Source organism: Blautia caccae (genome assembly GCF_040095955.1).
Taxonomy (GTDB): Bacteria; Bacillota; Clostridia; order Lachnospirales; family Lachnospiraceae; genus Blautia; species Blautia celeris.
The window spans coordinates 334,599-354,078 of the sequence record NZ_JBBMFP010000001.1; the positions used below are offsets into that span (position 1 = coordinate 334,599).

Here is a 19,480-nt window from a genome sequence, read left to right on the forward strand (position 1 = left end):
AAAGGCAGTATGCTGCTTACTCATCGATGAATGGATATTTTCTCCTGCAATAGCCCTGCAAAAACCATAATCCCCGCAAATAAAACGGCCAGTAAAGATAATACATACATCCTATAGAAAGAAATACACATGGTTCCCGCAAATAACAGGGAATATAATAACAATACACATCTTACGATTTTTCGGTAATGTACTTTCTCTACGACACTCAATCTTTTATTTGGGTTATCCATTGGTGAATAACATATGATCATAATTACAGCGATCATATATAATAAGCAGCACACTATCTTATTGATTGTAATCTGTTGATAAATTAAAAATGCAAGTGCAATACAAATCATAGAACAAATGTAGCAGCCTGGTCTGGTCTTTGCGTGGTACCCACCTGCAAAAATCCTCACTATACAATAAGAAAAATAAAAAAACAAACTCTGCCAGATTTCCAACTGAAATAACAGTCCGATACATATAACCAGACACCAGTTACCCATAATATGAACAGCCTGTCTCAGTCCGAATTCCATCCATTCTTTATTTTCTTTCTGTATAATATCCTGCTGCACCATTTTTTCTATGATCTTCATATTATTTCTTCCTCATCTTCTCCACACTCTCCGGCAGCTTAGGCTGGTATACGGCAAAGGGACATGTACTGTTCACCTCAATCAGTACAGCCGCTTTGGCAACTGTACTTAACACTTTTCCGGTCTTCTCCAAAATATTCTTTTTCATTTTCTTTACCTCCATCTTTTCTTTATATTTTCCGGCTATTGCTATATGTAAAATTTTACCACTTTATGTTTTTCACTATTGCCGGCATTGCGAAACTAATGCGGTTTATTACGAAAATAAAATATTTAAAAGGTATATAGCAACCATTAGTATATAAAGCATTACCTTTGGTTTGTGTATAATCCGGGCCGAAAAAACTATACTATTAGTACATTTTAATAACAAGGAGATGACGTATGGATTTAAAAGATATCGGTAAATGTATAAGGGAAAAACGCATATCAAAAAAATGGAAACAGGAGGATCTTGCTGAACATACAAACCTGAGTGTACAGTATATCGGCATGATTGAACGTGGAGAAAAGCTGCCTCGACTGGAGACTTTTATTCGTATTGCAAATGTTTTAGAGGCATCTGCAGATGAACTGCTTGCCGGTGTTATAATAAATGGGAATGCCGGCAGAATATCTCAGTACTATGAAAAGATGAGCTGTCTGTCATCCAGCAATCAAAAGCTGCTTTATAAGATCACAGAGATTTTTTTCACTGAAACGAAGGAAAGGTAATGTTTAAATTATGTATAAATTAGCCATTTGTGATGATGATATAAAACTCTGTAATAAACTCGAAGAAGAGATCCGGTCTTATGAAAAATCACATAACAAATTATTTGAAATTGAAATCTATTATGATGGTGAAGGAATTTTAAGACGATTGTATAATCATGAACATTTTGATTTTATTATTTTAGATATCTGCCTGAAGGATACAACAGGCATTGACGTCGGGAAAAAAATCAGAGCTTTTTATGAAACCTTTGATATTCCTATTATCTACATTTCCACTTTCAAGGACTATGCATTACAGTTATTTAAAATACGGCCTTTTAATTTTCTGATCAAACCCATTCATACGAACGAGTTATATGCCGTTTTAGATGAGCTATGCCAAAGACTTGATACCCAAAAACAATTTTTCACGTATAAGAATTGTAATCAGTATTCACGTATACCCTATGACAAAATCATGTATTTTTACAGCAAAGACAAAAAAGTCTACATTACTACTGCAGATAAAACCACTGAAGAATTCTGGGGTAAACTCAGAGACGTAGAGACTCAGACAAACGGATATTTTCTGTCTATCCACAAATCATTTTTAATCAATTGCAATTTTGTCGAAAAATATACTTATGATAATGTACAAATGGCCGATGGACGCCTGTTGAGTATTAGTCCGGCAAAACGAAAATCCGTACGTGATGCCGTTTTACAGATGATACAGGGGTGAGATATATGATAGCCTATTTACTGTTGAATCTTTTCTGGGTGTATATTCTTTACCGCTTTAATACCTATTTCTTCGGTTGTTCTTTTACAAATAAAAAACGTCTGACTGCGTCTTATATATTATTCTATCTGTTAAACAGTTGTGTACATATAATATTTCATCATCCCATCTTAAATATGCTGACAAGCCTTGTTGGTTTCTTTATAATTTCTGTAAATTATGCAGCAGGTATCATGAAACGGCTTCTCTCTATTGCATTTTTTTATGTTGTAAGTATGCTCTGTGATATTGCTACAGCTGTTACTGTCAGTAAATACTATCCGGGGAAACGTTTAACTGCAGAAGCCACTGCTATAACATATCTGATGTTGTTTATTATAGAGATTATAATTGAGCGGATATTTGATCTTCGTAAAGTACAAAAATTGAATTATTCTCACTGGTCTGCTCTGATAGGTGTTCCAATCAGCAGTATCGCCATTATCTGTGTAATCATTATGGAAGGCTTTCCCAACAAAAGAATAAATCTGATCATTATACTGCTTTTGTTATTGATCAATATTTTTATCTTTTACCTGTATGACTCCATACAAAATGTCTATCTCAAAGATCTCAGACATGAATATATGGAAAAACAGTTGGAAGCCTATACTCAGCAAATGGATGTAATGGTAAAATCGCAGGATAAAATAAATGCCTTACGACATGATTTAAAACACCATATAAATATCATAGCTGCTCTGATCAAAGAAAAACAGTTTCAGGATGTAAATCTCTATATAAAAAGAATGGAGACAGCTCTGGAAGAAACTGCATACCACCGCTATTCAGCCAATCACGTTATTGACAGTATACTAAATTATATGCTCAGTGATGCGCAGACTGACTTTAAAAACCTCAGTATAGATATTCAACTTCCATCAGAACTTGGTATTGACTATTTTGATATAAGCATCATACTGGGAAATCTATTGGCTAATGCAGTCCATGCCTCATTAAATTCAAAAGAAAAGTATCTGCGTCTGCAAATGAAATTAGAAAAAGGTATTCTTTTCATATCTGTAGAAAACAGTTTCGAGCATGAATTGCGTATTCAAAATGGAAACTATATCTCTACCAAAACTTCCCATGGCAGTGAAAAACATGGAATCGGATTAAGCAATGTGAAAAACGTTACGGAAAAATATAATGGGAAGGTAACCATATCTCATAAAAACCATATTTTCACAGTAAATGTTATCTTATATACGGAAATAATTTAAAGCTGCCAAAATACTATTGTAGCTTCCACAATAAATACGTTATAATCGTATAAGACAACTCCCGCGAATTACTTTTTTTGAAAGGAATAGAGACTTATGTTAAATCTGGTAATCTGCGATGATGAGCGGACACTGCGCAATGATTTGAGAAAAGTATTGGAAACAGAGCTGGAACTGTGCGGGGAGACATTTAAGATTGCAGAATTTGACTGCGGAGAATCACTTGTCCGTGCGCTTAACGACTCTGTGTTTGATATTATATTTCTGGATATAGAGATGAAGGATCTGGACGGCGTTGCAACCGCGAGGGAGATAAGGAAAAGGACTTCCGCACCGGAGATTATTTTTGTTACCTCCTATCCTGACTTTGTATTTCAGGGATATGAGGTACAGGCCCTCAATTACATATTGAAACCATATCAGAAAGAGAAGATCATCTCTGTCCTGCATACCGCCCTGGAACGCCTGGGCAGGGATTCTGAAAAATATTATATGGTGGAATCCAGGGGACAGACCCTGCGCCTTCCCTTAAGCCGGATAAAATATTTCTTCAGTGACCGGCGGTCCGTAAACGCTGTCACAGCAGAGGAGACCCATACCTTTTACGGAAAGCTTTCCGAACTGGAGACAGAACTGCCTGAAAATTTCGTGCGGATCCATAACCGTTACCTTGTGAATCTGAAATATGTACAGTCCATACAGGGAAATTCCGTTCAGATGGCTGGGGAAGAACTTCCGGTGAGCCGTTCCTGCAAACAGGATCTGGCGATTGCCTTTGCAAAATATATGCTGAACTAAGCAGAAAAGGAGCAAGAAAAATGAATGAAAAAACAAAAATGATCATAGAAGAATACGCCGCCTCCCAGACACAAACGGCTGAAACGCTTCTCATGGAGCTTGGAAAAATCCCGGCCCCCAGTCACCAGGAAGACAAACGTGCCGTATTCTGCCGGGACTGGCTTCTCTCTCAGGGAGCCGAAGATGTTACGATTGACGCTGCTAAAAATGTGGTGTGTAAAATTGGTGTTAAAAAAGATACGGATCTTATTGTATTTATGGCACATATGGATATCGTATTTCCTGACCTTGAACCTCTGACTATGAAACAGGAAGGCAGAAGACTGTATGCACCCGGAATCGGGGATGACACTGCCAATCTGGTCAATCTTCTCATGGCAGCAAAATTTCTTCTGCAGAATAAACCGAAAATGAATACCGGATTCCTCATCGTCGCCAACGCCTGCGAAGAAGGTCTGGGTAATCTGGACGGATGTAAAGAGATCTTCCGCACTTATGGCAGTCAGATACGGGCATTTTATTCCTTTGACGGCAGCCTGTCCAACTGCACCTGTGAAGCAGTGGGCTCTTACCGGTACAAAATCACCGTAAAAACAGCAGGCGGACATTCCTGGTCAGATTTCGGCACTCCCAACGCCATTGAGATCCTGTGCAGGTTAGTTGAAGGATTATACCGTGTGCAGGTTCCCACAGAAGCCAGGACCACCTATAATGTGGGCTATATCCAGGGCGGCACTACTGTCAATTCCATTGCGCAGGAGGCATCCGTATTATATGAATTCCGCTCCACCAGCCAAAAATGCCTGAAGATCATGCAGCAAAACTTTGACGACATCCTTGAAGACATGAAAGGTGCATTTACCATTGAAACTGAGCTTATGGGCGTACGTCCCGGAAACGGAGACATTTCCGCAGAGGCATTAAAAGCCTTCACAGAAAAAAATGCTGAGATCATCCAAATGTTCTGTCCCGGAGAAATCGACTACAATGCCGCTTCCACGGACTCCAATATCCCTCTCTCCCTGGGTATTTCAGCCAACACCATCGGAACCATTGCCGGAAAAAATGCCCATACCAGAGAAGAATGGGTGGACCTGGATTCCATTCCGACAGGAATGAAGATTGCGCTTGGATTAATGCTGCAGTATACAGAACTGTGAGCAGCCGCGGCTGTCCATGTAAAGCTGCCATTATTTTATACAAGCTTAGGAGGATAAAATGACATCTCAACTAATCTATTGGCTGGAATACATCGTCAATTTCACAGGTACCATTGCCTATGTATTTTTCCTTTACCTTCTGATTCGCCGTTTTCTCATACTCCGAAGTGAAAGGAAGCTTTTTATCCTGGCATCCTTTCTGATGCTGACCACCTTATCCGGACCCATCATATATCCGGAGGAGCTGACCGGAACTATTTCGGTTCTTTTCCTCTTTCTGTTGTATCTGCTGATATTCTTTAAAGGGAAAATACTGGAGCGTGTTTCTGTTTGTATAGTATTGTATCCAATACTGGTGATTCTTAATTTTATAACTGAAAATATTGGTTTCCAGATCTGGCTGGCCAATAGGGATATGTCCCCATTGGCACAGACTGCCCTGCATTCTTTTACCACCTATCTTCGTATCCCTGCCTGGTTTCTGATCTGGCTGCTTTGCCGCAGATGGGTCCCCAGGGCCAGGGAGCTGACAGAACGTATGTGGCTTGTCATAGATATCATCTGCCTCGCTTCGGCGATTGGCCTTATTACTTTTATCTATAACTCTCCCCAGGAGGGAGCCCATACCACATATCCCGCCTGTATCGCCTGCATTCTGACCAGTATAGGATGTCTCTATCTGACTTCCTATGTGGCAAAGACCATCCGAAACGAGTTTGAAATACAGAACCTGAAGTACCAGCAGTCTTATTACGAGGAATTGGAGGAAAACCAGAAAACCGTCAGGAAAATACGCCATGACATGAAGAATCATCTGAGTGTCATCTATTCTTTTATCCAGAACCGAGATTTTGAAGGCGCTGCGAAATATTTTCGGGAGCTTTCAGGAGAGCTGACAGTGAATAACCGTATTTTCTGTAAAAACAGTATTGTTAACGCTGTGCTGAACAGTAAATACAGTGCCGCACTGGATAAAAAAATAGACTGCTTTTTCAATATTTCCATTGACGGACTGCTGGGAATCGATGATGTAAGTCTCTGTTCCCTGTTCTCCAATACTCTTGACAATGCCATCGAAGCATGTGAAAAAATACAGGACATCTCCAAACGGCAGATATCGCTGAAGGCGAGGTATGATAAGGGATTCCTCAGCTATGAGATTTCTAATTCCAAGGCGAATCCCATCACAGTAAAAAAGGACCGCTTTGTAACAGAGAAAAAAGACAAGAGTTCCCATGGATTCGGGGTGCAGAATGTCCGTGATGTGGTGGATAAATATGCAGGGAATCTGGATATTGCTTATACGGATGATCGGTTTACCGTTACTGTTTTGATTGGGAATCTGTAGCTGCCAGCCGTCACTATACTGTAAAAATCCAGAGCAATGCCGCCAAATGCATTGCCCTGGATTTTTTAATGATACTCTGTTGTTACCGTCCCGCCCTGTCACCCAGTCTGTAATCCTTCGGAGACATCCCTGTATATTTCTTGAACTGTGCCGTGAAATATTTGTAATCACTGTATCCCACATCCCCGGCAATTTCATAGACCTTTTTTGTGGTGGTACCAAGCAGTTCTTTTGCCTTTTCCATCCGGATACCGGTCAGATATTCCATATAATTCTGTCCCGTCTCCTTTTTGAAGATAAAAGAAAAATAGGTCGTTGACAGATACAGATTCCGGCATATTTCGTCCAGGGATATCTTTTTGCTGTAGTTCTCGGCTATATAAGCCTTTGCCTGGCCGATTACAAGCCTGTCCCTGGCCGGTTCCTCCACGCCGTTTTCCTTCATCATAAGCACCATGCCTCCGGCTGCCCGCTGCATGATCTCTTTTAATTCTTCCATGGAAAAGACATTCTTCACCCTTGTCTCAAAAGAGCCGTCCGGGTAACTCTGTTCCTGTGCAGGTTTCAGAATGCCGTAGACCGCATTTTTCAGCATGATTCCCAGGACATAACAATAGTTTTTTATAAGCTCCGGATTCATTTTCTTGTGCTCGAACTCCGCGAACATTTTTTCGATGGAAGACCTTACCTCTTCCTCTTTTCCTGCCAGTACCAGCTCCGTGATACTGCTTATCTCTCTGGGGTATTCCTGAATCCACTGTTTTTCAAACTCATATTCAATTCCGTCCCGGAAGAGATTTACAATCTGGCCTGCCTCATGGAAATTGGAATCTATGGCTTTTTTCGCCTGGGCATAGGACTTGTACAGATGGGTGATGGAGGGGTATATCATTCCGATTCCAACACGCACTTCAGGTCTGGCCTCCCCGAAGCATTCCTCTTTCATCTTTTCTGCTGCCCTCTTCAGATTGACAGCGAGCAGATTTTCTCTCTGCATCTCCAAATCAGAAAAGACCAGCACCATCTCCTGTGCACTGCGTATCACAGAAACCCCGTCCGGGACATACTCCCGTAAGATTTTCCGATACGCCTGTTTGATCTCTTCTGTCTCAGCGTCCTGAGAGACTGCAGTCCGTATGACAGCCGCCTGTACATTCCGGGTGGACAGCTCCAGCTCCAGACGCATGATCTCTTCCTCCAGGTTTGTATAGGCTTTCCTCTCCCCCTCCAGAAGTTCCAGAAGAAGTGTCTCTCTCAGCTTTTCCATGCCCTCGTTTAATACCAGCATGCGGCGCTGTTCCTCTGCCTCCTCACGGGACCGCCGGTCCAGCTTTTCTTTCAGTCTGCCGAAGACCGCTTCAATCTCCTGTTTTCTCACAGGTTTTACCATATATTCAAAGGCCCCGAAGGAGACAGCCGCCTTCGCATATTCAAACTCGGCAAAGCCGCTCAGAATGACGATTTCTATCTGCGGATACTGTTCTTTCACCTTTTTGGACAGCTCCACGCCATTCATTCCCGGCATTTTTACATCCGTGAGTATCACATCCACGCCGGTCTCCTCCAAAAGCTTCAGCGCTTCCTCCCCGTCTTCTGCCTCTGCTGCTATCTCAAATCCGTTTTCCTCCCATTTGACACCTCTTTTGATTCCCCGGCGGATGATGGCTTCATCTTCCACCAACATGATCTTATACATGATTTCAAGCCTCCTTTTCTGCTCCTATATCAGCTTCTGATGACATTTTCTCCCTGTGTACCGGCCCCGGTCTCCCAGGGAATCCTTATGACAGCCCGAGTCCCCATACCTTCTTTTGACTCATAGGAAAGACCGTATGCTTCCCCGTAATAGAGACGGATCCGCAGATTCACGTTCTTGGTGCCAACGCTTCTGGCCGGATCATAATTGCTGTCCTTCATATAATCTGTCACTTCCTTCAGTCGCTCTTCTGTCATGCCTCTTCCGTTGTCCTCGACCCAGAATTCTACTCCGTGTTCCGTGCGGCGGCCCGTGATCCTAATGCGGCCGCCCTGTTTCATACTGCGTATCCCGTGTTCAAAGGCGTTCTCTATGACAGGCTGGAGGATCAGTTTGATGGTCCTGGCGTCCAGGATATCCGGGTCTGTCTCCCATTGGACTTCAAAATTCTTTTCATATAATATGGCAAGTATCTGCAGGTAACTTTTTGCATTTTCTATCTCCTCCCGGATGGTCACAAACTCCCCGGCAGTTGAGACACAGAGTTTGAAATAATCACCCAGGACGGCGATCATCTCCTCTGTCTGTTCATATCCTTTTTCCTCAGCCATCCAGTAAATGGTTTCCAGCACATTCAAAAGAAAATGAGGATTGATCTGCTGCTGCATGGCATTTAATTCCAGCTCTTTGATGCGCATCTGGATCTTCTCCTCACCGATTCTGCTCATATACATCTTATCGCGCAGTTCCCGCTGTTTTCCGATCATCTCTGTCAGTTTTTGTTCCAGCATGTGATGCTCATCGCCGGACGGAACTGCTGTATTTTTCTCTTCTGTAGCTTCCTGTGTATCTCCTTTCAGACCTGCGCGGTACATTTTTTCCATGATCTGCCCAAGAGGGATTGTCAGGCTTTTTGCCAGCAGATACATGCAGGCCGCTGAAAAAAGAAGAAGGATGAGGGCCAGCAGTCCTTGAATACCAAAAGGATTTTTTGAAGAGATGGTATCACCGGAAATGGTAAGTTTCCAGCCATTTCTCAAGCGTATGGTATCCACCGCCTCCGGGGCCGCTGCATCCACCGAGGTCTTTGTCTCATCCGAAAGCTCTGCATCATCGGCAGCCTCCGCATCATTTGCAGCCTCTGCCTCATCTGTAGCCTCTGCCTCATCTGTAGCCTCTGCATCATCAGCAGCCTCTGCCTCAACAGCAGCCTCCGCATCACTAAATAATACCTGTCCCTCTTCCCCCATCAGGCTGAATCTCTGCTCCTGTGTCCGTTTCAGCAGTGCAACTATTTCCCCGAACGCATCCATATTACATCTGAGGATCAGATAACACGTAATCTGTTTCGGCTCCAGACCGGGCCTCAAAAGACCTGCCAGATACACATTTCCGTCTTCCCCTGTAAGGAAAACCGGCTTATTCGCAGTTATTTTCTCCCCTTCGGATTCCATAAGCTTCTGAAAATAACTAGCCTCCGCCTCCATATCCTGACCTTTTAAGAACACACTGCCGTCCTCTGATAAAATAATCCCATAGTCAAAGAATGCCTCCTCCCTGCAGGCATGGTACAGGATACTCTCTATTCTGGACGCAGTGGTTTCCCCCCGGTAACCGCAGTTTTCATGATACAGATAGACATCAGCCAGCAGATCCGGGTTTTCTGTCAGATATCTGACTTTCTGCTCATACTCTTCCAGATAGGCATTTAACTGGTTCTGCCCCTGTTCCAGATACATGTTCGTAAACCGCTGCTCACCATTTTCCGCCTGATACCGGCCGCTCCACCCGGAAAAGCAGAGGAGAAGCAGTATAGGGAAAAGGCAGAGGAGGCAAAAGAAGAGGACCATCCTGCGCTTTATGGATAGTTTTCTCAATATTTCCGTCATACATCCCCCTCCTTTATGGGCACCAGAATGTTGATCCCGCTTTCTTCTATTGCTATCCCATAAGCCTCTCCGAAATAAAGCTTCAGGCGCTGATCCACATTGTCACAGCCGGGCAAATCCTGTTTTTCCTGAAAATGCTGTGCAGTGGTCTGCGGCACACCGCCTATAAAAAAACGTATCCTGCCCTCTTCCCGCTTTCCCTCCACATAAAATTGAATTTCCTTTGCCCGTTCTTCCAGAGCCTCATTGATCATGTCCTCCATGACCGGCTGAAGGATCAGTTTCATTACCTGACAGTCCTCTATTCCCTCCTGGATTTTCCAGGAGATTTTGATTCTGTCCCCAAAGCGCAGGTTCTGAAGAAACAGATAGTTCTCCACGCTCTTAGCCTCCTGCCCTACCGTTGTGTACTCCTGCCCTTTGCTGATAATGGTGCGGAAATAATTCCCCACCGCGATCACCACATCACTGATTTCCTCCGCTCCTTCATACTGCCCGTTCCAATAGATTGTCTCCAGGGTATTGTAGAGAAAATGGGGATTGATCTGTTTCTGCAGAGCGGAAAGCTCCGTCTCTTTTTTAATGCGTTCCAGACGGCTCTCTTTGAGTTCCATCTGCAGCACTTCATTTCCCATATGCCCCAGGCGCTCATTCATCCGGTTGAAGCCCCGGATCAGTTCATGGTATTCATCCCTTCCTCCGTCTGTCAGAAGTTCACTCCACCCGTCACGTTCCATAGCTCTCGTCAGCCTTCCGAGAGGTTCCGTGATACTGGCTGTCATGATCCTCGAGAGAAAGAATACCACCAGAAGTCCTGCTGCCAGCAAAACCACCAGAACAGCAGTCTGCTGATAGACACCACCCAGCAGATAAGAATAGGGCACTCCGTTTACGATCTTCCACTGCATGGCTGTAATCACATGGCCGGAGGTGAACATCCTTCCCTGGTCCGTGGAAGTGATGTTCCCCTTCTCCCCGGACATCCGGTCAAAGGCATTCTCCCCTGCCACCAGCACGCCGCTTCCGTCAAATATGGCTGTTTTCCACTGCTTTCCCGCCCCTGCGTTTTGGCACAGCGTCTCCGCATAATCCTTTTTCAGGGCCAGGACAATATTACCGTAAGGTTCCATTGTCTTGGAGATCACAATATAATTCTCCCGGTCTGTACCGATTTCTTTCGGGATAAAGCTCCACAGCGGCCCCTCCGAGGCTTTTGTTCTGGCAAGCAGGGGAGATTCCTTTTGCGTGACCGGCGATGGATAATAAAACTTCGCCCCGTCGGCACTGCTGATCTCCACAGTATCTACCTCCTGGTTCTGCCCGAAAATGCTGTTTATCAGAAGGCGCATTTCGTTCTCCGTCTTCTTTTTCTCATCCCAGTCCGCGCTGCTGTAGACTGAGAGCTGCCGCAGAAGCGTCTCGTTCTCCTCCACGGCCTCTATCTGGCTGATGTATTTTGAGAAATGCTGCTCCATGTTTCCGGAAGAAATGTCTGCCATGGCGGCAGAATATTCCACAGCCATACCCTTCATTTCCTCATAGGAACGTACAGCACTGCAGATTCCCAGGATCAGGACAGGTACAATGGATGCCAGGAAGAAGAAGGTCCTCAGGCGTTTTTCAATTTTCAGTTTCCGTATCCGGCGAATCATTGTATGCATAGCCCCACTGCTCCTCTGCTTTTTTATACCAGTGCCGCCCGTCTTCCACGTTGTCCCGTTCCATATAATACGGAGGTATGACCGCGTGTCTTCCACGCTCATCCTCCTGCACTTCATAGGTACCGAACCAGGTATCCGCCAGGGTATATTCCCCCACAGGCACCTCTTTTCCGGAAAAAATGTAACCATCCAGCATCTGCACCAGCACATCCCCGTACGCCAGGGCATCCTGCACTACACTGCCGTCGTAATACCCTCCGCGGATCTGTTTTCCGGCAAATGGGTCCCCGTCAATGGTGACAAAGATAATATGTCCCGCCTCCCCTGTCTTTTTCCACATTCCCGCCTCCTTAAGAGCCTGCACAAGACCTCTTGCCGGATGGTCACTGGAACAGTGGACTGCGTCTATCTGCGTGCCATCCGCCAGAACACCAGTAAGCCATGACCTGGCCTCCTCCGGGTCGCCTTTCAGATCAGCGGAGATACACCGGATTTCTTCGTATTTTCCGATTTTCTCCTCGAATCCCTGTTTTCTGGCTTTCCAGGCGCTGCTCTCCTCACTGCCGTAGCCATGGCAGACAATGCCTTTTGGCTCCCCGTATTTCTCTGTGAGAAGCCTGACGATCTCCTGTGCCGCCATTTTTCCGGCTTTATAGTTGTCAAAATTTATGGTAAGACTGACCTGTCCGCCTGTAGATTCGGTATCTACCAGAACAACGGGAACGCCTTTTTCATTTATCTGCTCAATAGCAGAGTTGATGCCGTCCTTGTCGATAGACGCCGCCACGATCACATCCGGGGTACCGGCGCAGAAGTTCAGCATCTGCTGATTCTGCCGTGTCTGGTCGTAATCCGCCACTGCCTCCCGGAATTCCCATCCCGCTTCCTGGGTATCATTTCTGAGAGAGGCGTCTAACAGACGATGAAAATATGTGTTCATGCTTTTCTGTACAAATGCCACTTTCCGGTCATCTGTCTGCATGGTGTTTGTCTCTGAAGGTTCTTCCCGTTCTGTATCCCTGCTGCCGCATCCGCTTGTTGTAAGGGCCAATGCCAGCAGGAGGACAGCAGACAGAAATCGTATTTTTCTCATATTGCTCCCTCCGTTTTCATTTTCTATTTTATCATACCACAGGTTTTGGGAACAGGAAAACAGACCGGCCCATGAGAAATCGTTCTGTTCCCCATATGCCGGTCTGTATTCTCTATCTGTTTATTTTATCCAGGGCTTCCCAGATTCCGTTTAAGTATGTGGCTCCCAGTGCTCTATCGTACAGGCCGTATCCCGCTCTTCCTGTCTCTCCCCAGATCATGCGGCCGTGGTCCGGACGGATGTAGCCGTCAAATCCATTGTCATGAAGGGCCTTCAGGATGGCAAACATGTCCAGGCTTCCGCACGCTGACAGATGTGCCCTCTCCTCAAATCCTCTGTTGTCCTCCAGGACAGCCACATTTCTGGCATGGACAAAGTGAATTCTTCCCATGGCGGCGTATTTTCCGGCCATTTTGACCACATCATTTTCTGCGCTGCAGCCCAGGGAACCGGTGCAGAGAGTGATGCCGTTATGCGGGTCGTCCACTAATTTCAGGAACCTGTCCAGATTCTCCTCACAGGTAATGATCCTCGGAAGGCCGAAAATGCTCCAACAGGGATCATCCTCATGGATCGCCATATTCACACCGCAGGATGCGGCTGTGGGGATTACTGCCTCCAGGAAGTATTTCAGATTATCCCACAGATCCTCCTCGGACATGCTGTTGTACTCAGCCACCACCTGTTTCAGTTCTTCCCTGGTGTAGCTGGCATCCCAGCCCGGAAGTGTCAGGTCGCTGTCACTGGCAAGAGGATTCACCTGGTCTACCTGCTCCTGGTAGTATACAAGGGAGGTAGAGCCGTCCGGCAGCACATGGTCAAGCTGTGTCCTGGTCCAGTCAAAGACGGGCATAAAGTTATAGCAGATACATTTGATGCCTGCCTCTGCAAGTCTTTTGATATTTTCACAGTAGTTGGCAATATAGCGGTCTCTTGCCGGCTTGCCCAGCTTGATATCCTCATGTACGGGAACGCTCTCAATGACTTCAAAGTGAAGGCCAGCCTCCTCTGTCTGCTTTTTAAGCTCCGCTATACTCTCCCGGCTCCAGACCTCTCCCACAGGGACATCATAGACTGCAGTCACAATGGAGTGCATACCCGGAATCTGACGGATATTTTCCAATGTGACCTTGTCCTCTTTTCCATACCAACGAAATGATAACTTCATAATTTTTTACCTCTCTTATTTTTTTAATCTTACTGTACAATAAACCAGATGATCGTGGCGCCTATGACACCGACGATGCCTATGATCGTTTCCATCACGGTCCAGGTCTTCAGATTTGTCTTCTCATCCACCTCAAAGAGGGATTTGGAGAGCCAGAACCCGGAGTCATTTACATGGCTGAAGGCAGTAGCGCCTGCTGCCACGGCAATGGTGATAGTGGCGAGCTGAATCTGTGACAGATCCGCAATGGCCGGCATGGATGCCATGATCCCGGCAGCCATTGTCATGGATACCGTGGCAGAACCAACGGAGATTCTCACCACAGCAGCGATCAAAAATGCCACAAGTACCAGCGGCAGGGGAAGGCCTCCCACGAAATTTCCGAAGGCTTCACCGATACCGGAATTCTGGAGAATGAAGCGCAACATACCGCCGCCTGCAATCAGCAGAATGATATTTCCGGCGGATGACAGGGATTCTGTCATGATCTTTGTCAGCTCCTCCCTGGTGTAGCCGTGGCGCATTCCCAGCAGCACCATGGCCGTGATCGTGGACAGCAGAAGGGCGATCACAGGGGTTCCCAAAAAGGTCAGTACCGGATTCAGCGGCTTCATAAACGGAATCACGGATGACAGGGTATTCAGAATGATCAGAAACAGCGGAAGCAGTATAATGGCCACCACGGTGCCGAAGGACGGAAGTTTTCCCTCCACCATCTTCTTCTCATTCTGCTCAAAGGAGGACGGCACCGGAAAGTTATATCGGTCCCCTGCGAATTTTCCGAACACAGGGCCGGCCAGGATCATGGCCGGAATCCCGATGATGATGCCCAGGATGATCACATAGCTCAATTCTACATTCAGCATCTCTGCCACCAGCACAGGACCCGGTGTGGGCGGGATAAAGGCATGCCCTATGGCAAGTCCGGCCAGCAGGGGAATGGCATAGTGGAAAATGGAACGGTTGGTTTTTTTCGCAATTCCAAACGCAATGGGAATGAGGATCAGAAGGCCTGACTCAAAAAATACCGGCATTCCCACAATAAGGCCCGTGACGCCTAACGCCCAGGCAGCCTTTTTCTCTCCGAACTTATCAAGCAGTGTCTGGGCGATCACCTCCACACCGCCGGACACCTGCAGGATCGCTCCGAACATGGAACCCAGTCCGATCAATACGGCTATGGTCTGAAGCGTGGTTCCCACACCCTCAGATAAAGTATCTGTAATCATGGTAAAAGGCATACCTACTGCCAGGCCGATAATCAGGGCAGACAGCATAATTGACAGGAACGGCTGTACCTTCAGCTTAATGATCATGAACAGCAGCACGGCAAATCCCAGAAGGGCGCCGATGATCAGCCGCTCCGGTGATGCAACAAAATTCTCCATTTTTTCTTATCCTCCATCATCTTGTAACAGTTTCCGCGGTTTGTTACCTCTTTTCTTGATGGATTTATTGTAACAAAAAACGGCTTTGGAAAATATGGGGGAGAATTTGTATTTTATATGGTAAAATTATGTTCTTTTCAGGGAAATGCAGTGACAAAAAACCGGCAGCGGAATGATACATTCCCTGCCGGTCTGCTTCTATTCTATATTTACTTTTCCAGGCGGTTTTTTACAAAATCTCCTTCTTTCATGATCACATCCATATGCTCTGCCGCTATGGTCCTGATATCTTCCAGGGGATTGCCGTCTATAACCAGCAGGTCAGCGCTTTTGCCCTCCTCCAGAGAGCCTGTAATATCTCCCACACGAAGGGCTCTTGCACCGTTGATGGTAGCGGCCACAATGGCATCCATCTCGCTGATTCCCGCTTTCTCTACGAATGCGTACAATTCCCCGACAGTCGTCTCTCCATAAGGCGTCATCTGAGAGTTAAAAGAATCCGAACCGATTGTGAGAATAATACCCTTGGCGCTGGCTTTTCTCAAATTATCATAAATACGGTTTAATTCTTTCTCTTTCACTGAATTTCCCGGATATTTGTCGTGGAGCTTTGGATTGTATTTTGGAGGGAACGTATCAAACCATGCCGGCATAAAATTGATGGTTGGACAAAAAGCAATATTTTTTTCCGCCATAATATCCAGTGTCTCGTCATCCAGTGACTGTCCATGTATAATCAAATGAACTCCTGCCTTAGCAGAATTGTACGCGCTTCCAAAACAATGGGACCAGACAGGAATGTGACGCATATTACACTCATCCACAACTGCCTGCACTTCCTCCATGGTATAATGCTGGTCCATAGCCGTCTCCCAGCGCCAGATACCGCCTCCCGTAGCCCAGATTTTTATAGCATCCGGGTTTTCCCTGAGACGCCGACGCACGGCTTTGCGAAGATCCCAAGGCCCGTCCACACACTCTGCCCACGGATGAGATTCTCTGTTCATCTCTATAGATACCTTATGAGAATCCCCGTGGCTGCATGTGGCGCAGAACCCAAGGCCTGAGGCCACTACTCTCGGCCCCTTCATGACACCCGCCTCTATCATATTCCGGATATGGATGCCGAATCTTGAGATTTCCCCCACGGTCGTCAGACCTGTTTCCAGGCACTCATGTGACTGCTGTACAGCCACCACCGCTTTCTGGATATTGTCCTCCAGCACCCAGTCACTGTCATTGTCTGTGAGATTGCCGGAAAAATGCAGATGTGCATCGATCAATCCCGGCATCACTGTCTTACCGGAAATATCTGTTATATGATATCCCTTAGGTACCGCTTTTCCCGGGCCGGCATATGTGATCTTACCGTTGTCCACCAGCACCAGGCTGTCCTTTACTGCCGCGGCCCCTGTGCCGTCGATGAGCAGGCCGCCCTTTAATGCGATTCTATTCATTATCAATCTCCTTTATGTTCTCTGGAATATGTATACCAATCTATTCCTCAGCAAAAGCAATCATGGATGCTTCCAGAGGGACATTTTCCGGGAGCGCCTCCACCTGTACGCACACTCTGGTGGGTCTGTGGCTGCCGAAAAACTCCGCATAGGCCTCATTGATGGCAGCAAAATCGTCCAGACTGTTGATGTACACGTCAACACGGGCCACACTTTCCCTGCATCCTCCGCCCGCTTCTACAATGCTGAGCAGGTTGTTCAGCACCAGCGTTGTGGCCGCTTTGATCTCATATACATATTCCCCGTCTTTTGTAAGAGGGATCTGGCCTGAGGTAATGATCATATTGCCGTATTTTCTTCCGTGACAGTAAGGCCCCAGTACCGGGGATGCTTCCGTGCTCACTAATTCTTTCAGTTCCATATTCTTTCCTCCGCTTATTTTTTATCAATCCATATACTGTACAAGCAGTGCGTCTGCAATGGCTACGCCCTCTTCCGTCACAAACACCGGGTTTATATCCAGTTCTTTTATGCTGTCCTTTCCCTTAGCTGCCATCTCGCTGATGCTCACCAGCATATCCGCCAGCGCTTCCTTATCACATACCGGATTACCGCGGTAGCCATTCAGCAGGGGATAAGAGTTCAGGCTCTCCAGCATCTTTTTCGTCTGCTCCCTGGTAAGCGGCGCCGGTGCAAGCTGCACGTCCTTGAACAGCTCCACGAACACACCGCCCATTCCGACCATGATCATAGGGCCAAAATCCTTATCGTTGTTCACACCGATGATCATCTCCACTCCTGCTTTGAGCATGGGTTTTAGCAGTACACCTTCCAGCTTCGCATCCGGCGCGTTTTTCCTGCAGTTATCCATCACCGTCTCAAATGCCAGGCGAAGCTCTGCCTCATCCCTGATATTTAATTTCACACCGCCCACATCAGACTTATGCTGAATATCAGCAGAATGTATCTTCACGGACAGGGGATATCCCAGATTCCCGGCTGCCTTTACCGCCTCATCTGCTGTGGCAGCCACGGCCTGGGGCGGAATCGCAACGCCGTGTGCTTTCAGGTAATTCAGGCTCTCATACTCGCTGAGTCCTTGGGAAGGCCCATGTGTTCTTTCGGGAACCGCCGCTTCTGTATCCTGGTATTCAAAATTGGCAAAATCCAGCACCTGCTTTAAGATTCGGCATCCGTAGCGCCCTGATGGGAGCAGAGGCACGCCTGCTTTTTGCAGAATATCCGCACTCGCCTGATGCCTTGTGTGCTCAATGAACGGAATCCAGAATACCGGTTTCATATCCGGATTCTCTCTGGCAATGGATACCGCCTCCACCATATGGGAGATGGTATCATCCCAGATCTCCGGCGTGATGGTATAGGCAATACAGATGGCATCCACATGATCGTCTTTTGAGATGGCCTCCATGGCCCGAACCATGACCGGGGTGTTGTATCCGATTCCTGCTGTCATATCAAAAGGATTATTTACGGAACCATAATCCGGAACAAGAGTCTGAAGATATGCTTTCGTCTCCGGATGATATTCCGCCAGGCGGATTCCGAACTCGTCTGTCAGGTCTGCCATGACCCCGGCCTCGCCGCCGGAAACATTCATGAATACGCATCTCTCCCCCTTAGGAAGCTCTTCCAGCCAGGAAAATGCAGCAGCCAGACCGCATAATTCTTCCAGATCCCTGGCCTCTATGACACCGTACCGCTTAAATACAGCTCTCAAGACTTTATCTGCCCCGGAAAGGGAGCCTGTGTGGGATTTTGCCAGCTCCTGCGCTTTGCCGGAACGGCCTGTCTTCAATACTACAACCGGTTTTTTCTTTATTGCCGCTTTGCGGAATGTCTCCACCAGCTTCTCCGGTTTTGACACGCCCTCTATGTATGCAGCCACGACTTTTGTATCCTCATCCTCCACCAGAAAGTCCAGATAATCTTCCACCTTCACATTACAGGAGTTGCCGGAGGAGATCACATGGGAGAATCCCATATTCGGACTGTCCAGCCCTCCAAGCACGATCTGTCCGCTCTGGGAAATCATACCGATATTGCCGGAACGGTCCCGTTCCTCCACCAGAAAGGCAAACGCAAAGATACCGTCAATGAAATTGGCAAACCCCGCACAGTTCGGCCCCATGACCGCGATTCCCAGGCGGTCGGCTTCCCGGACCAGCTCTCTTTGAAGCTCTTTCCCCTCCGCTCCCGTCTCACTGTATCCGCTGGCAAAGACCACGGCTCCTCCGCAGTTCTTCCCTGCCGCTTCCCGTAATAAGGAAAGTATGGTCTTCTGGGGGGTACACAGAATGACCAGGTCTACATCTCCCTCTATCTCTGACAGGGAGTGGTATGCCTTGTGGCCGAAGATCTCCTCTCTTCCCGGATTCACCAGATACAGATGATCCAGATTCCCGGAGAATTTGAGGTAATTGCGGGTGGTATCACCGCCGAATCCCGCTTTTTCACTGGCACCTACGATGGCAACTGTCCTTGGTTTCAATAATTTTCTCAAATCCATATATCAGC

The 19,480-nt window shown here is 46.5% G+C and carries 17 protein-coding genes; 6 read left to right on the top strand and 11 right to left on the bottom strand.

Annotated elements, in window-relative coordinates:
* Positions 1-20: 20 nt before the first annotated feature.
* Together WMO65_RS01445 and WMO65_RS01450 are read right to left on the bottom strand one after the other, a co-directional pair.
* The gene (locus WMO65_RS01445) at positions 21-587 is read right to left on the bottom strand and encodes an accessory gene regulator B family protein (RefSeq protein ID WP_148393092.1); all 567 of its coding nucleotides are present in this window, start codon (positions 585-587) and stop codon (positions 21-23) included.
* A gap of 1 nt (position 588) precedes the next feature.
* Complete coding sequence (locus WMO65_RS01450) at positions 589-735, bottom strand: cyclic lactone autoinducer peptide (RefSeq protein ID WP_187370636.1); 147 nt, start codon at positions 733-735, stop codon at positions 589-591.
* Positions 736-971: 236 nt separating this feature from the next.
* On the opposite strand from WMO65_RS01450, the gene WMO65_RS01455 reads away from it, so the two are divergent.
* From WMO65_RS01455 to WMO65_RS01480, 6 genes are all read left to right on the top strand, one after another.
* Positions 972-1,301 carry a helix-turn-helix domain-containing protein gene (locus tag WMO65_RS01455; RefSeq protein WP_148393094.1) on the top strand — a complete coding sequence of 110 codons (330 nt, stop codon included), beginning with the start codon at positions 972-974 and terminating at the stop codon, positions 1,299-1,301.
* Positions 1,302-1,311: 10 nt separating this feature from the next.
* The gene (locus WMO65_RS01460; protein ID WP_148393095.1) at positions 1,312-2,025 is read left to right on the top strand and encodes a LytR/AlgR family response regulator transcription factor; all 714 of its coding nucleotides are present in this window, start codon (positions 1,312-1,314) and stop codon (positions 2,023-2,025) included.
* 5 nt (positions 2,026-2,030) lie between these two features.
* Positions 2,031-3,287 carry a sensor histidine kinase gene (locus tag WMO65_RS01465; protein WP_148393096.1) on the top strand — a complete coding sequence of 419 codons (1,257 nt, stop codon included), beginning with the start codon at positions 2,031-2,033 and terminating at the stop codon, positions 3,285-3,287.
* Between the two features lie 96 nt (positions 3,288-3,383).
* Positions 3,384-4,085: a LytR/AlgR family response regulator transcription factor gene (locus WMO65_RS01470; RefSeq protein WP_033142158.1), complete on the top strand. Its 702-nt coding sequence runs from the start codon at positions 3,384-3,386 to the stop codon at positions 4,083-4,085.
* A 20-nt stretch (positions 4,086-4,105) separates the two neighbouring features.
* On the top strand, positions 4,106-5,245 hold the full coding sequence (locus tag WMO65_RS01475) for a M20/M25/M40 family metallo-hydrolase (protein WP_148393097.1): 1,140 nt from the start codon (positions 4,106-4,108) through the stop codon (positions 5,243-5,245).
* A gap of 58 nt (positions 5,246-5,303) precedes the next feature.
* Positions 5,304-6,593 (top strand): sensor histidine kinase, encoded by a 1,290-nt coding sequence (locus WMO65_RS01480; RefSeq protein WP_148393098.1) that lies wholly within the window; start codon positions 5,304-5,306, stop codon positions 6,591-6,593.
* An 82-nt stretch (positions 6,594-6,675) separates the two neighbouring features.
* On the opposite strand, the gene WMO65_RS01485 is transcribed toward WMO65_RS01480, so the two are convergent.
* The 9 genes from WMO65_RS01485 to WMO65_RS01525 all read right to left on the bottom strand — a co-directional run bounded on the left by WMO65_RS01485 (position 6,676) and on the right by WMO65_RS01525 (position 19,472).
* A complete protein-coding gene (locus WMO65_RS01485; RefSeq protein WP_148393099.1) occupies positions 6,676-8,289 on the bottom strand; it encodes a response regulator in 1,614 nt (537 codons plus the stop codon).
* Between the two features lie 29 nt (positions 8,290-8,318).
* A complete protein-coding gene (locus WMO65_RS01490; RefSeq protein ID WP_148393100.1) occupies positions 8,319-10,178 on the bottom strand; it encodes a cache domain-containing sensor histidine kinase in 1,860 nt (619 codons plus the stop codon).
* Complete coding sequence (locus tag WMO65_RS01495) at positions 10,175-11,839, bottom strand: sensor histidine kinase (RefSeq protein ID WP_187370637.1); 1,665 nt, start codon at positions 11,837-11,839, stop codon at positions 10,175-10,177. Before WMO65_RS01495 ends, WMO65_RS01490 begins: the two co-directional genes overlap by 4 nt.
* The gene (locus WMO65_RS01500; RefSeq protein WP_148393102.1) at positions 11,799-12,932 is read right to left on the bottom strand and encodes a sugar ABC transporter substrate-binding protein; all 1,134 of its coding nucleotides are present in this window, start codon (positions 12,930-12,932) and stop codon (positions 11,799-11,801) included. The genes WMO65_RS01495 and WMO65_RS01500 overlap by 41 nt, the downstream gene beginning before the upstream one ends.
* 112 nt (positions 12,933-13,044) lie before the next feature.
* A complete protein-coding gene (gene uxuA, locus WMO65_RS01505; protein WP_033142169.1) occupies positions 13,045-14,100 on the bottom strand; it encodes a mannonate dehydratase in 1,056 nt (351 codons plus the stop codon).
* A 29-nt stretch (positions 14,101-14,129) separates the two neighbouring features.
* Entirely contained in the window at positions 14,130-15,488 is a 1,359-nt protein-coding gene (locus tag WMO65_RS01510; RefSeq protein WP_103731418.1) for a GntP family permease, read from the bottom strand.
* Between the two features lie 209 nt (positions 15,489-15,697).
* Positions 15,698-16,945, bottom strand: coding sequence for a metal-dependent hydrolase family protein (locus WMO65_RS01515; protein WP_148393103.1), 1,248 nt, complete (start codon positions 16,943-16,945; stop codon positions 15,698-15,700).
* Between the two features lie 40 nt (positions 16,946-16,985).
* Positions 16,986-17,366: a RidA family protein gene (locus WMO65_RS01520; protein WP_148393104.1), complete on the bottom strand. Its 381-nt coding sequence runs from the start codon at positions 17,364-17,366 to the stop codon at positions 16,986-16,988.
* A gap of 24 nt (positions 17,367-17,390) precedes the next feature.
* A complete protein-coding gene (locus tag WMO65_RS01525) occupies positions 17,391-19,472 on the bottom strand; it encodes an acetate--CoA ligase family protein (RefSeq protein WP_148393105.1) in 2,082 nt (693 codons plus the stop codon).
* Between the last annotated feature and the right edge of the window lie 8 nt (positions 19,473-19,480).